This is a genomic window from Myxococcus llanfairpwllgwyngyllgogerychwyrndrobwllllantysiliogogogochensis (assembly GCF_006636215.1).
GTDB lineage: Bacteria > Myxococcota > Myxococcia > Myxococcales > Myxococcaceae > Myxococcus > Myxococcus llanfairpwllgwyngyllgogerychwyrndrobwllllantysiliogogogochensis.
In genome coordinates this window covers 1-483 of sequence record NZ_VIFM01000711.1, presented here as the reverse complement: position 1 = coordinate 483, position 483 = coordinate 1, and the positions used below count along the sequence as shown (strand labels likewise).

1 protein-coding gene is annotated in these 483 nt (G+C 63.8%); it reads left to right on the top strand.

Going from position 1 to position 483, the window contains the following annotated elements:
* On the top strand, positions 1 to 483 hold a 483-nt coding region (locus FJV41_RS57315), incomplete at both ends, for a transporter substrate-binding protein (protein WP_141649605.1).

The window sequence follows — 483 nt, the reverse complement described above, 5'->3', positions numbered from 1 at the left end:
GTGCTGATGGCCATCGACGACATCAACGCCAAGGGCGGCGTGCTGGGCAAGAAGCTCGAGCCCGTGGTGGTGGACCCGGCCTCCAACTGGCCGCTGTTCGCCGAGAAGACCAAGCAGCTGCTGGGCCAGGACAAGGTCTCGGTGATCTTCGGCTGCTGGACCAGCGTGAGCCGCAAGTCCGTGCTGCCGGTGGTCGAGGAAATGAACGGCCTGCTGTTCTACCCCGTGCAGTACGAGGGCGAGGAACTGTCCAAGAACGTGTTCTACACGGGCGCCGCGCCCAACCAGCAGGCGATTCCCGCGGTGGACTACCTCATGAGCAAGGACGGCGGCGGCGCCAAGCGCTGGGTGCTGCTGGGCACCGACTACGTCTATCCCCGCACGACCAACAAGATCCTGCGCGCCTATTTGAAGTCCAAGGGCGTGAAGGATTCCGACATCGACGAGAAGTACACCCCCTTCGGCCACAGCGACTACCAGACC